We start from the raw sequence: 14,556 nt of genomic DNA on the forward strand, positions 1-14,556 counted from the left end.
AATATCCTTTTATCTAATATACATTAATAATATTTCTTGAATTATACCAGCTCAAAATTAAAAATTAGAGTGCTATACTGGAGAAAGCAATTATAAAATTTTTCATGGTACGCAAAAAAAAATCATATGATAAATACAAAAAACTACTATTTTTAAAGTCATTATAAATAATCATAAATAATAATTGCTTTTAATAATATTATTATAAATAATTATGTTATTAACTTAAAATATTTATAGACTCAACAATTTCTTAATGTTAAAGTCTCTGTAATTAACTGTAATTTTATGGGAATCAATAAATATTAGGGTATTAGAAATCAACGCCAAAAATACTAATTTAATTTCAGTCTATTGCTATACTAATTATCATAAGAAGATAATTAGTATAGTTTTTTATCTTTTGAGAATTTTGGAAAAATCTTCTGAAGTCAACTGTAATTTATAAGCTAAAACTATAAAAATAATCCCCCATACTAAATACATTAATGATCGGGGAATGTTGTCTGACTGCCAAATTAATAATGGCTGAGGTTAATACCAGCCTCTTTAGCCATTTTTTGCAAGCCTTTTTTTTCCAGAGTTTTGATAGCCTTTGTTGATAATTTCAATTTCACCCAACGATTTCCTTCTGGCCACCAAACCCTTTTATTTTGTAAATTAGCTAGTTGAAGGCGTTTTGTACGTCGATGGGAGTGAGACACATCAAAGCTGTTGTTTGCTTTTTTTCCGGTTAGTTGACAGCGACGGGACATAGTCATAATCTCCATTAATTTAGAACGTAATTTCTTATTGTATCGAAAGCTTGGGAATTAATCATGGAGATGCTGGTCATTGTATCTCTTTAAATAGCTAGTAAAATCAAATTCACTGCAATTAGCTATACCTGTATTCATCTAAATTAATAATACTGAAACCAACAAACTTACTACAATTATTCCTGGTAGCGCTGTATGTTAGTGATGCAAAAATAAATATATTTATTTTTGCTGGTTTTCATCGTTCTGATAGACTCTTTAACTAAACCTATCAAAATCAACATAACTACTATGTACTAACTAACGCAACCTCATAGTGTTTTACTTCTGGTTACGTATCTGTTCTAGTTTAGCACTTACTGCTTGAATATCTTGCCACATAAACCATTTAGGACTACCCTTTTCACGTGATGGGTTACGTAATAAGTAAGAAGGATGAAAAATAGGCATACATAAACGTCCTTGCCATTCAATCCAATTGCCACGAATTTTGGTAATTCTCTGCTTGTCGCCAATTACACTTTTGACAGCGGTTGCACCTGTTAATAAAATTATTCTGGGGTTAACTAAGCGAATTTGTTCTAATAAATAAGGTTTACAAGCAGCAATTTCCTCAGATGTTGGGGTTCTATTGCCAGGAGGACGACAATTATTAACATTACAAATATACACATCTTTATTTGGATCTAACTTTACTGACATCAATATTTTATCTAGTAGCTGTCCTGCGCGACCTACAAATGGTATTCCTGTTTCATCCTCATATTGTCCTGGTGCTTCACCTATTACCATAATCATTGCCTGGGGATTACCACGGGAAACAACAACATTACCCCGGGTATTTCCCAGTTCGCATCGATGACATTGTTGACAATCTTGTTTTAATTCAGCCAGACTTTCATATGTTCCTTGAGGAATTGGAATTTTAAAACTTATGGGTATTAATTCTTTTTGTGTTCTCTCTGAATAGTCAAATAAACTGGTTTGATGCTCGTTATTCATGAGTAATTAAGATAACCACAAAATTATATAGTGTTTGATAGTATGTCAATTACACTAAGATTTTTTCATGTAAATGCTAGGTTTATGGGTTGTCAGTTAACTAATCTTAATATAAGAATTACTGATTTCTTATATGCCATGACTATGGGTTTTATATATTAACTTATTGTATAATAATACTATTAGGGCAAACAGGAAGTTGATCGTACTTTACTTGATGGAAGTACAAGAACTTAATTCATCATAAATATTAACATATTAGTAGATATATCAAACAAAAAAATATATAAGATATCAATCTCTATGTTTATTATCTCAGTATGCAAACTAATTTAGTCTAAAAAGTTAGGATAATAAATAATATTGGCTAAAATAATTTGCATTTTTAAATAAAAAGATAATAAGAAAAATACAAGTGCAAAATAATCATTAGTTTTCAAAAAGACTATGATTAGACAATAGTGAATCATGATCAATTGTACAATCTCATCCCTACATAATTATGCAGAACTAAAGCTTACGATTAATAACCTATACGAAGGTACCCTTATATAAGGAAAGTATAATTAATACTCTTAGACTAGAGAAAATTATCGTTGAATCTTGGTATTTAAAAATCCAGAGCATTATAAAGCATGGGAAAGGTAAAGTTGAATCTTTATGGTTACCCTAATAATATATACAGAACATATTCTAGATACACATTAGGTTTAGCATGATAAATAACACTTGGGATAATAACAGATACTTATACTACAAGATGACTAGTATCCAATGTAATATGATACTCTTAAGTTATCATCCTAAGAGTATTATATTACACTGGTAGTAGATAGTTGAGAAAAAAATAACTATGAGTTCCGGATAGACTAACCTAGCTTTAATGCCAGAATCAAAAGAAAGTTTACCTAGGCTAGAAAATAAAGGTGATATCTATCATTGGATAATAAATATAGACTTATGGTAATTTCAAAAAAAAATCTAATACTTCAGGAATAAAGTAGCTTCTTATTTGGATGGCTGCGATATTGTAGATATATGTGGGTCTATATTATCATTAAAACTAATTTACATTATTATTTTGATGTATAGAAAATAATAATGTAAGAAAATGAATAATAAGAATAGTTAAGAATTTCCTTATAGGATTAATAACACTTGGAATATCATCTGTCAAACTAATATCCTTTTTGTTTTTCTAATAACCTTTTTTTAGATACTCCGCAATTCTAAACAATTATTCCTAATACCTGTAATAATGTCGCACGGAACCGCATGTTACTATCGATTTGCCAACCTATTTGTCAAGTTTGTCTATTCTCGTTAATACTCTAACTTGCAAACTCCAAACTTTTATTTAAAGCAACCTACCAAACTTTTTAAGTAGTAAAACGCCATCATATTGACAATAACTGAGATGATAAAGCGAATGAGCCCATATGTAGTTAGGATATAGGAACCCAATAAAATTAAATATCAATAAAATTTAGACTTATTAAAATTGTGGCAAAACCATACAGAACAATAAAATATGGTCATTGAATACAATAACTAAGATTAACGCATAGTATTATTCAATTCCTTACAAGAACAGACTTAGCTATCTTTATGAAAAGCGGGTAACGCGATTCGAACGCGCGACATCAACCTTGGCAAGGTTGCGCTCTACCACTGAGCTATACCCGCGACTAAAACAACTATATTATATTCATAATAACAATTTTTTTTCATATTTGTCAATAAATTAGGTAGTTGTTTCATTTATCTGCTCTTTTAAGGAAGAAATGCATCTTATTTTTTTATCTTTATATAAAAAAATAAGATGCAGAAATTTAGCGGGTTTGCAGATTTTCAAATATACAATTAAAACTTAACCTTTCGATTCTGAGTCCACTTGCCTTAAAGTTTGACTAGGTATAAAATCGCATAATCAAGTAGATTCTGCTGAATATAACGGAGTCAGATGAGAGTGGATATTTTGCATCAAACTAGCCATTTCTATCGCATTCATTGCATATTCCCAGCCTAAATTACTTTTAATACCAGCCCTTTCTAGTGCTTGCTGCATAGTGTCTGTGGTGAGTATACCAAATATAATTGGCACACCTGTTTGAAAAGATGCATTTGCCACACCCTTGGCAACTTCTGATGAGACATAGTCAAAATGAGGAGTTTGTCCACGAATAATTGCACCTAGGCAAATAATAGCATGATAACGCTGGGAAAGTGCTAATCTTCGGGCAATTAAAGGCACTTCAAAACAGCCGGGAACCCATACATAATCAACCTGAGAGCCTTGAGTATTGGTGTCTACTCCATGGCGTTTTAAACAATCTTGACACCCTTCTAATAATTTGTTAGTCACTAAATCATTGAATCGAGCAACAACTATTGAAAATATTAACGGTTCTGTTAGGGTAAAATTACCTTCAAAAACTGCCATGACCGCCTCTAAGTATACTATTGCTTGCAAATAAACATTCAAATTCTGAGTAACAGGAGTGGTTGAGTCCTAATATCTGGAGATATCGATATCATCAAGATGATTACTTTTTCATACTTGATTGTCAGTTTTTTACCAGATTGCTCTCCCACCCCTATATTTTCTATGCTATTTGCTGCATGAGAGTCATAGCAGTGACTTAAACTACGAAAAAGTTTAAGATGCCAACTACAATTACTAAAGTACCCCAGGCAATGGAGCCGATCCAAAGTAATTTTTTCGATTCAACCCAATTTTGAGGAGAGGCATAGGCGACAGGTACACCAATTACCATTACAAAAGATAAAAGCACAAGCCCTAATAAGGCTATTTGGAATATGACATTCATTTTACCTTCTCCCAAAACAACTATGATTTCTAATCAGCTAGAACACCCGCAACTTGAAGGCCAATGGTCTTCGTATATTTGTTAAGTTATCAGAAAAACCACCATCTTAGTAAGACTTAGTACAATTCAAGTACACAAGTGTGGAAATACATAATTGTTCAAGATATATACTTCCTGTTTTTCACTACTCTTTTACTTCTCTGAAGAATGGAACGAATCTTATGCCATAGCAAAACAGATTTTGATATATAGGGAAACTCACTAACATATTTTGCTCCTTATGGAACTATGCAAGATTATTTAGTCTGATATAGAGGTTAATGCTCTTTAAGTGAAAGATACTCAGTAAATTTTCATATAAATCTCACTATGGATATACCAGATACTCAATATCGAGGTTATCTGGTTCAAGCATCATCATTGTTGAATTTGCCTCAGTTAAAGTCAATTATTATCTATGCTTATCATCATGAATTATAAAAACAGGATATTTAACTGATAACCGCAATTGCTTTGGGTATCCATACTAATACTGGCTTTTTGCGATATGATGAGCACGTATGAAAAGATACCTTGACTATAATGTTAGAAAAAGCTAGCTTATCGTTAGTAGCCAAGTATGTGGAAGTAAATGCATCTCTGCAACTGCAAAATGTATTGAGACTTATCACTTAGAAAATAGGGAATTTCTGGGGAAAAAATCATACTTTTTCTAGTTTTTTGAGTGCATATATACTTTTAACTGAATTATTATGTTTGGTATCGGAATTCTTGAAATTGATGAGAGTTGGCACTTTACTACAAGTAAACAAATACACTACTCAAGATTAGGAACCTGAGTATTTAGCTATAATTGGAGATTCAAATAGATATCAAAAAGCTTAAACTCGTGTCTATGGATGTCCGCAATCGGCATATTTAAATATTCTCAATGTTGTAAATGACAACTCAATTTTGGGTAGCTTGAAATGGCAAACTTATCATATTCCTAAGTCTCAAGATTTTATGTCTATACTCATGCATATCGTTGACTCTGAGAGAGCTATTGCTTAGGTAAATTTGTAACGCCATAATCATTCTGGAGGGATCATAGTAGATAATAGTGGTAAGTTAACAGGGCTTATTTCCAGACGGGATTTAGTTATTACTCTCTACGAGAGCTTAAGTCATACTCCCGTAAAAATTTACATGAATTAAAACTCGAAAATAACTATACTTGAAACTACTCTACTCCAAATAAATTCGCTGATGTTAAGACATGAAACTGATGATTTATCAGCGCTAGAGGATGGCAGATTGATAATTATTGTTACTCAGAAAAACGTGTTAAGAGAATTATATAAGTACTTACAAAAATTGTGTTCTAGAAAAGAAAGAATACAAGGGAAATTAAATGTACCCACTCATTCATTAAGCAAAGCTGAAGTTATGAGAAAATTGAGAGAACATCTAACTCCTGCTGTCTGGGAGTTTCTTGCTCAGGCTTCTTTACAAGCAAAAAAAATGGATGGCATCTTTACCTGGTAGGTGGTGCCATACGGGATTTGTTATTAGCTGATAAGTGTAATGATGACTTATTTATTCAGGACATTGATTTGGTGGTAGATGGACCCAATCAATATGCTGATGTGGGAGCTGGGATAGAATTAGCAAAAAAACTACAAGCAGTGTATTCAGAAGCGAGGCTGGAAATCCATGGGAATTTTCAAACGGCAGCCCTATTATGGCATAACGATTCCACACTAGACTCCTTACATGTAGATATTGCCACTGCTAGAACAGAATTTTACCCCTATCCTGCTTCTAATCCGGAAGTAAAAGCCAGTTCTATTTGGCAAGACTTATATCGAAGGGACTTTACTATTAATGCTTTGGCTTTACAACTTACACCCCCCTCTTCAGGGGAAATATTGGATTTTTTTGGTGGTTTATTAGATTTAGAGGCAAAACAAATTAGAGTATTACATGCCAATAGTTTTATTGAAGATCCTACAAGAATATTCCGTGGTGTAAGATTTGCTGTGCGTTTTGGTTTTGAAATTGAAACTCAAACCCAAGAATATATTCGCTACGCTACTAGTAGCGGTATTTATGAGCATACTACGAAGGTAAACAAACATGTACCGGCACTACAAACCAGACTTAAAAACGAATTGAAGCATATTTTAGAAAATTCCCACTGGCGATTAGTTCTGCAATTATTGGGTAGTTTGGGTGCATTAAAATGTATCCATCCAACTTTAGAATTAGATAGACAAATTTTGTTAAAATTGCGATTATTAGATTATTGTTTTCACAAGCTTAGCTATCAAGTTGGGTTAGTCTTATGGCAGATGCGTTTAGAAGTCTTGATAGCACATATAAAACCCCAATATCGTTCAGTCGTAATACAGAACCTGCAACTATATGAAAATGAGATTAAAAGATTACAGGGTTTAGATACTGTACGGGCTGAGATACAAGTATGCCTAACAAATTGTAAACAGCCCAGTCAGATGGTACAGTTATTACGCCAGTATGAATTGCCATTATTAGTATTAGTTTTACTCCATAGTCCAAAAATCTTAAGGAAGCAAATTTGGCATTATTTAAATAAACTAATGTATGTACAACCAATTATAAATGGTAATGACTTGAAGAAACTAGGTTATAAACCAGGACCATTATATCGAACAATGTTAGATGATTTACTTTTTGCTACCCTAGATGGGAAAATTACTAATTATAACCAAGCAAAAGAGTTTCTGACTCAACTTTATCCTAAGTATTAGAAAGTATGGGAAAAGAAATAAAAACTCAAAATAAAATATTTACTGCCCAGTATATAATTATGTTGTTACTAACAAAAATTAGACTAATTATTCAAGTCAATTTACCTATTAGTGGCCAGTCCTAAATTACCAAATTAAGCGAATAGTATCCTTGGTAATTTAGGACTGTTTATAATCTCATAAAATACTAATTGAGCAAGAGAATGAGGTATCTGCTGTGGAATTGCTTGTTGAATTATTAGCAGTTACCCTAGCTGACTACCCCCACATAGTCTAAGCTTGCTAGCCTATATCTGACAATTATTATATATGCAATGTTATTGTTGGCAGAAAATATATTTGGAATGGAAATAATATCCAGTAACTAGTCTATTCATAGAAGTCTTATCTCAACATTAGTAATAATCCTCAAGTTTATAAAAATTTGAGCATATTAATAAAGATATAAATTTCTAATTAGATAAATTATGATCATAATTTATCTGTATAATCTCTCCAAATAGTACTTATTTATCAAGTTTAATGAAGTTGATAAATAATATTTTAATAACATTACTATTATTGGGATTTTAAATCCCTAATTGACTTTTCAGTAGTAACCACGTAACATTTACTGATTAATAATCATATTTTTTATTTAGGAAAAAGCTATAATTTAATTGGCATTTTTACTCTTAATGTTTTGAAACTGCGAGTTCTTTAGTGAGAAAAAAAGAGTAAGAATATTTTACATTAACTAATTATATGAGGGGATATATTCTAAAATCTTAGTAAATTATCTTTAAAGAAAAAGAATAACCACAACTACAAGTTGCTCCTGCCTGAGGATTATAAAAACGGAAAGTACCTCCCATTAAATCCTCAGAATAATCTAACTTTAGCCCATTGATAAAATTTAAACTTTCAGAGCTAATAATCACTTCAATCCCATTACAATTAAATATGTGATTTTTGTTAAAAGGCTCCGTCTGCTCAACATTAAACGAGAGATTGTAAACAAAATCATTGCAACCACCAGGCCTGACTGATAAATGAAAACGATTGTTTAATACTTGCTGCTTTATTATTAATCGTCGAATTTCTTTTGCAGCATTTGGACTAATCTCAATCATAAAAATTTTTATTCCAATTATAAACCCCATCTTTAATCTTACTGATGGGGTGTAAATTGTCCATACCAACAAAATCAGAAATTTAGTTTTGTATAAATAAATATTCAATCATTATGGTGTTCTGGTCTTAGAAATAATGAAATCAAAACAGCTATATCTGAATTACCGCTTTTATGATGCTCAGTTATTGACAGGCATACGGGAATAATCATCTTGATAACGGACAATATCATCTTCTCCTAAGTATTCCCCATTTTGGACTTCAATTAAAACAAGATCAATTGAACCGGGATTTTCCAAGCGATGAGGAGTACACTGAGGTACATAAGTAGAAAGATTATTACTTAATAAAATTTCTTGGTCGCCACAAATAACTTTAGCTGTACCAGATACAACAATCCAGTGTTCGCTACGATGATAGTGCATTTGCAGGCTTAGACGATGACCAGGTTTAACTTCAATACGTTTTATTTTATATCCCCGTCCTTCTTCTAAAATAGTAAAGGAACCCCAAGGACGTAATTCTGTTGCAGCAATCCCTTTAGGAGTTGCATTAGGAGGAACAGGCAATGGTGCAATATAAGTAGATTTCTGAGATTGGGCCATATTTAACTCCTTAACAGATACAAGAGATTTTCTTGGTATTACTAAATTTTTGCAACATCATGAATTATGATGTTGTGTTGATAAAATCAAACACTGGTTATTTAACCCTTTCCCGCTAAGGATAGCAAAATAAATATTAATGATGTTCTTAAAAACTGTCGAAATCACCAACTTTATATAAATTTATTATTCGATAAATATCTACTTTTTCCTAGCTTTAAAAAGAGAAGTAAAATCGAATTTCTTTGAATATAATTGACACTGCAGATTGCAAAATCCATGATTTATATTTCCTTCATATCTTATTTCCAAGATCCAATAATTTTGTCTAAGTTATTTAAAGATAAATATTTTAAGTTCAAGTTATGTAATTCTATTTGTTAGGGAAGCTTGTTATATACTGCCATATAGTATAAAGCTAAGATGCACTAATTCAACCGCAAATGTTATTGGTTATACCATATTTATCACATCTAAGAGATACTTTATGTAAGTTGTATATAAGTTTTAATAAACTCTCAATTTTAATTTTTCTGATACTAAGATAGTTTAAAACATCTATTTCTTGTGCTTGGATAGACCCTATCACACTATGATTCTTTATAAAGCCATGTCATTCATTTAAATCAGAATATTATATGAATACTCTTGCAAACAGATATTCTGTATCTTCAGAATCCTGTAATTTTTCATCAAAAATTTCTTCTAAATTTACCTTGCTTAAAACTAATATTTTATTGGTTTTACCTAATAATTCTAAGTTATTATGAATATGTCTTTACTTTTAAATATAACAATTATATTCCTCTTCTTATAGGTTATAACTGGCAAAATTAAATCTATTAATTTTGCCAGTTATAACCTCATAAACTTCACAAAAAAGATCTCAGCAAATTCTCTATATTATTTTGTCTAAATTAAAGTCAGTAAAAATTAAATATTGGGAAATCCTGGAATTATAATAGAATGTAAAATTATATGTTCCGAGGTTAATATAAACGAAGTTTATATCCTGATCCAATATTATAGGGTGGAATATAAAGTACTGAAATTTGCTAATACAGGATGAAATATTTTTCTATTAAATTGGATTACTTACTCTCAAGAGTTGCTCTTTATTTTATATGCTTTCTAAAAAATATAAATTGTAGGCAAATTACAAATGCCACTGTAAACTGACTTTAATAAATTATTGAGTAAATGTCATGCTCTGAGGTTATTATCCATAAAAACTATACAAAATCTAAAAGAAAAAGTAGAAACCTGAGATTTTCAATCGCCATATGTTGTATATGATAACATTTTGAATTTACCTGAACTTTCAATATAGATAATTTACCAGTTGAGTTTTTCACAGATTGTTATGGAAAAATAATATTAACTTTTTTACAATCCTTAAATAACTACTTAGCTCTATACAAAAGCTATGAAAAATTTTAACATATTAGAAATACCCTAATTGATATATTCCACTCACTAAACTTTTCATATATATCAAATATAATAAAGTCCAAGCCCAAAAGTCCTACAATAAATTTGTATTTTATAAGAGAGGTAAATTCTACTATTAATATTTATTGTTTTGCTAGAATAACATTCTAGAGTACAAACATTACCTAATATTCAAAAGAAAGAAGTATGAATTCTTGATAAGAACTTAGGAAAGTATTTACCAGAATAGAAGTACTACTATTACTCCAAATATTTAATACTACTAAAGTCCATTATCAGGTAGGGTTCTATTAAAATTTTAGGACTATAAATAATCTTATTTTGACTTACATTTATTATTATAAATCGCGGTGTGTAAAAGATTTAGCATTATCACCAGTGTAATTCAATGCAATATGAGCATTACCAACCATTGTATACTTGTATGTTACCAAACCTTCTAATCCTACAGGACCACGAGGAAGTGTTTTCTGGGTGCTAATTCCCACCTCTGCACCAAACCCGTAACGAAAACCATCTGCAAACCTAGTAGAGCAATTGTGGTATACCCCAGCAGAATCTACCATTGCCAGAAAAATTTCAGCTGCTTTACTGTCTTCTGTAATAATTGTGTCAGTGTGTTTAGAGCCATAATGGTTAATGTGAGTTATCGCATCTTCTAAACTATCAACTATTTTGATTGCTAATATTAAATCGCTATATTCTGTTTCCCAATCATAATCCGTTGCAACTGCAATATTTGGTAGTATATCGCGAGTAGTTTTATCTCCCCTTAACTCTATATTCAATGATTGTAAGGCAGCTGCAATCGGTGGTAAAAACCCATATGCGATACTTGAATGTATTAATAGGGTTTCAATAGCATTACAAGCAGCAGGGTATTGAGCTTTTGCATCTACAGTAATTGCCACTGACTTTTCCATATCTGCAGCTTTGTCTATATATAAGTGACAAATACCATCTGCGTGTCCAAGTACAGGGATATTGGTATTTTCTTGGACAAACCGCACAAATGATTTAGAACCACGAGGGATAATTAAATCTAGAAATCTGTCCATTTTTAATAGCTTTAATGTTTCTTCTCTAGTTTTTACCAATTGCACTATATCAGGACTGACTATTGTATTTGATAAACCTTGTTTAATAACTTTGACTATAACCTCACAGGAATGCTTAGCTTCCTTCCCACTCTTAAGGATAACCCCGTTTCCTGATTTAATTGCCAATGGAGCAATTTGAATAGCAGCTTCCGGACGAGCTTCAAAAATCACCCCTAAAACTCCTAAGGGGCAAGTTATCCTCTTCATAATTAACCCGGCATCAATTTCCCTGTGAATCTGCACTACACCTACAGGGTCAGCAAGGTTATGTAAATCCCTAATACCAGTGATTGCATCACGTAACTTATACTCGTCTAGTCGCAATCTTTTATATAATTGTCTGCTCATTCCATCAGCCTCGGCAGATTGACAATCAGCAATATTTGCTTCTAGAATATCGGTCTTGGCAGATTCCAAAGCACTTGCAACTTCTTCAATCGCTTGATTCTTTACTTCTGTGGGCAGAATTGCCAGCTTCAATGCTGCTAGTTTAGTTTTCCTAGCAGTTTCAATTAGAGTAGATGCATTATCAACATCAATGGTCATAACACCAGGTCAAACTTATTACCTATTTTTTCTATATATAATAGCACTTATTTAACGTTTCAGTACTTTATCTCAGGCTTAAAATTATAACTAATTATCTTTACTATCTTAATTTTGAGTATACGAAGAAATACAATTATTTTATTAATATTAGTTAGAGGATATTTGAAAATTTATTATTTAGAAGTGCAAAAATTACGCAACTTGCTTACTTATGATTCAGTATCATGGAAGTTACCTTATTTTTCAGGGTATGAATTATAGCCCTTGGGTAATTTATAAACCTTTATAAACCCATGAACATGACTCTCTACTAATCCAAATTATAAATACGACAAAGCTCTTAGTTTATTCTAGCTTGAAAACCACTTGGTCAACCCCCTGATATAAATCACTTTTGGTAATTATGGAGATTATGGAAATAGTATTTATGCTTTCCATAAGAATGAATACTCCCTAGTTAAACTATAGTATCTTAAGCCTTATAACAAAATATAGAAGACGACTTTTATCACCCAAAGCATCTGGGCTTCATAATTATGTTTAACTGGTTGAAGTGTATTGTAAAAAAAAACAACTCTTCAGATATGATCCAATCAATAACATCAAATTTGAAAGTAGGTAAGAGGTAAACTTAAAGGGTAAATTAATATATTGGGTTATGGGATTTTCCTAACATGAGCAAGTTTATAATTTAACACAAAAAGATTAGAGAAAAAGAAAATTTTCATACTATTAATCAAACGTTCATATAAATTTTTAATGTATGCAAAATCTATATTTCAGTCTGATTTAGCTTACAAATATACTGGGAAATATTTAACACCCCCTAAAAATGGGTAGATAGCAATCAAATTTAAGAGAAAAACCTTACCCTATAATCAAATCAAAGAGTAAGGGATAGTGTTTTGGTTATTTTGATTAAGCGAAGAAAAGTATAACTGATATAGCTTAATATACATTCAAATCTGTCAACTTTTATAAAAGCAAACATTGCATTTTCTGCTAAATAATAAATACATACTTATAATAATTTCCTGGAAATGGACTATAACAAGGGATATGATTGTTAATCAAGGTAAATTTAGTAAAAGTTCATGATGAGAAGTTCCATACTTATGGCATAGGTGGTATAAAATAAGGTATAATGGTAAGAATTTCAAGTAAAATAACTTTGGAGTTTATTTAGGCCAGAAATACATTGGAATAATCATTATTATATCTCTAATAAAAATATCAAATATAGATAATGATACCAATAACAGAAGAGTAAAAATCAAGATTTGAGTCAATCACATATATTTTTTGCATGAAACTAACATAGCCGAAACACCGTGGCTTACTATAGTCATTGTTAATGAGTGTGATGCTTTTGAATACTCACTGCTCTACACTATTAAACTTTTGTTTAATGGAATGTAAGGATAAAATAATATCTCGCAGATAAATATGGTCACAGAATTTCAAATTGAGCCCGATTTATTCGACATTTTTGATTATTGCAGTTTCAAAAAATCTTTTAGTGCTACTATTAGACTGGGGGGCCAACAGCGTACATTTTCAACCCAATAAATATCCTTATAACGGCTATCCAGCCCATAAGCTGATATCCAATGGCTTTTTGCTTCTCCTAACTGACCATTTGCCCAGTATGCAGCAGTTAGGGCAGCACGCATATCTGCAAACCGTGGGTATTTGCGAACAATATTTTTCATCATTGTTATCGCACTTTCTTTCTCTCCAGTTTCATATAATTCTAAGGCTTGATTAGCCATTACCCATAAGAATTCAGGATTGATTTCTGTTAACTTTTGATAATCTGCACTTGCTCTATTTCTATTTACCCAATCAACTTTAGCATCGTTCTGTTCCTTATACGCAATTACATTCTTAAAGTCTGACTCCGGATTATAATCTACGATTGCTTTATTCCATCTTGTAGATTTTCTCCAAGCATTATCTCCATTCAAATAAAAATTATCTTCATTTGGGGACACTCCAACAGACTTGTTGTAATTTCCAATAGCCACTTTCAACTTGTTTTGATTTTTTACCTTTACATTATGCTGATTACTATATTGTGTCTTGTTAAAGGAAAATTCACTAATGATTTCTGCATTTAAGGGATGATGACTTAGATATCCCGACTTATTAAATTTTTCCTGTACTATTTGAAAATTTTCGGCTGCAATAGCCTTGTTTACCCAGCCAAATATCAAAATTGAACCTAGAAAAATCATAATAAAAACTTTAACTGCAAATCTTTTGAAAATCAAGTATATGTAATTTGACTTCCAATACAAACCTAATCCCCTTGTAAATTGGTGGAGAGTTAGTGGGGATGTTGATGATAACATCAGATCTAATTCCTCTTAAAC

8 protein-coding genes, 1 tRNA gene and 1 pseudogene are annotated in these 14,556 nt (G+C 31.3%); 1 reads left to right on the forward strand and 9 read right to left on the reverse strand.

The genetic code is table 11. The features are described from left to right. Positions 1-518: 518 nt before the first annotated feature. The 5 genes from rpmB to psbZ all read right to left on the reverse strand — a co-directional run bounded on the left by rpmB (position 519) and on the right by psbZ (position 4,591). On the reverse strand, positions 519-755 hold the full coding sequence (gene rpmB / locus RINTHH_RS06730) for a 50S ribosomal protein L28 (RefSeq protein ID WP_008234549.1): 237 nt from the start codon (positions 753-755) through the stop codon (positions 519-521). A 324-nt stretch (positions 756-1,079) separates the two neighbouring features. After that, positions 1,080-1,760 carry a uracil-DNA glycosylase gene (locus RINTHH_RS06735; RefSeq protein WP_008234552.1) on the reverse strand — a complete coding sequence of 227 codons (681 nt, stop codon included), beginning with the start codon at positions 1,758-1,760 and terminating at the stop codon, positions 1,080-1,082. Between the two features lie 1,614 nt (positions 1,761-3,374). Further along, positions 3,375-3,446, reverse strand: a tRNA-Gly gene (locus RINTHH_RS06740). Between the two features lie 244 nt (positions 3,447-3,690). Continuing rightward, on the reverse strand, positions 3,691-4,203 hold the full coding sequence (gene ribH / locus RINTHH_RS06745; RefSeq protein ID WP_008234554.1) for a 6,7-dimethyl-8-ribityllumazine synthase: 513 nt from the start codon (positions 4,201-4,203) through the stop codon (positions 3,691-3,693). A 199-nt stretch (positions 4,204-4,402) separates the two neighbouring features. After that, on the reverse strand, positions 4,403-4,591 hold the full coding sequence (gene psbZ / locus RINTHH_RS06750; protein WP_008234558.1) for a photosystem II reaction center protein PsbZ: 189 nt from the start codon (positions 4,589-4,591) through the stop codon (positions 4,403-4,405). A gap of 1,065 nt (positions 4,592-5,656) precedes the next feature. Here psbZ and RINTHH_RS11575 point away from each other — a divergent pair. Further along, a pseudogene (locus RINTHH_RS11575) lies at positions 5,657-7,362 on the forward strand (poly(A) polymerase); the annotation flags it as partial. A 767-nt stretch (positions 7,363-8,129) separates the two neighbouring features. On the opposite strand, the gene RINTHH_RS06760 reads toward RINTHH_RS11575, so the two are convergent. The 4 genes from RINTHH_RS06760 to RINTHH_RS06775 form a co-directional block, all read right to left on the reverse strand. Continuing rightward, complete coding sequence (locus tag RINTHH_RS06760) at positions 8,130-8,474, reverse strand: HesB/IscA family protein (protein ID WP_008234573.1); 345 nt, start codon at positions 8,472-8,474, stop codon at positions 8,130-8,132. A gap of 180 nt (positions 8,475-8,654) precedes the next feature. After that, complete coding sequence (locus RINTHH_RS06765) at positions 8,655-9,080, reverse strand: phosphomannose isomerase type II C-terminal cupin domain (protein ID WP_008234575.1); 426 nt, start codon at positions 9,078-9,080, stop codon at positions 8,655-8,657. A 1,790-nt stretch (positions 9,081-10,870) separates the two neighbouring features. Next, positions 10,871-12,178, reverse strand: a complete 1,308-nt coding sequence (locus RINTHH_RS06770) for a glutamate-5-semialdehyde dehydrogenase (RefSeq protein ID WP_044304815.1) — start codon at positions 12,176-12,178, stop codon at positions 10,871-10,873. A 1,496-nt stretch (positions 12,179-13,674) separates the two neighbouring features. Continuing rightward, positions 13,675-14,535 (reverse strand): tetratricopeptide repeat protein, encoded by an 861-nt coding sequence (locus tag RINTHH_RS06775; protein WP_008234578.1) that lies wholly within the window; start codon positions 14,533-14,535, stop codon positions 13,675-13,677. Between the last annotated feature and the right edge of the window lie 21 nt (positions 14,536-14,556).

Source organism: Richelia intracellularis HH01 (assembly GCF_000350105.1).
GTDB lineage: Bacteria > Cyanobacteriota > Cyanobacteriia > Cyanobacteriales > Nostocaceae > Richelia > Richelia intracellularis.